Genomic DNA, 378 nt, shown 5'->3' with positions numbered 1-378 from the left:
TATCCCGGTTCAAGTAAAAGAAGTCCCAAAAGGTGGATGGGATTATAAAACACTGTAAGGAGGAATACAAGTTGTTAACAAAAAATAATGATATGCAAAATATATATGAAGAAAGTTTTACGCGAAATATTGGTGTTATCTCTGTAGAGGAGCAGGAGAAATTAAAAAATTCTCGAGTTACTGTAGTTGGAGCAGGGGGCGTAGGCGGAATTACACTTATCCAATTGGCGCGAATGGGTGTGGGTTCTTTGCATGTTATTGATCAAGATGTATTTGAAGCAAGTAATATCAATCGACAAATGCTAAGTTCCATCAGTAAATTAGGACAGCGAAAAGCTGAGGTCGCTTTAGAAATTTTGCAAGACATTAATCCATTAT

Annotated in this window: 1 protein-coding gene; it reads left to right on the top strand. The window is 36.5% G+C overall.

Translation table 11 applies throughout. The features are described from left to right. Positions 1–71: 71 nt before the first annotated feature. On the top strand, positions 72–378 hold a 307-nt coding region (locus MR071_RS25160), incomplete at its 3' end, for a ThiF family adenylyltransferase (RefSeq protein WP_242238245.1).

The organism is Bacillus cereus group sp. BfR-BA-01316, assembly GCF_022664195.1.
Taxonomy (GTDB): domain Bacteria; phylum Bacillota; class Bacilli; order Bacillales; family Bacillaceae_G; genus Bacillus_A.
The sequence above is the reverse complement of the archived record's forward strand: the minus strand, read 5'-3'. Positions and strand labels throughout refer to the sequence as shown.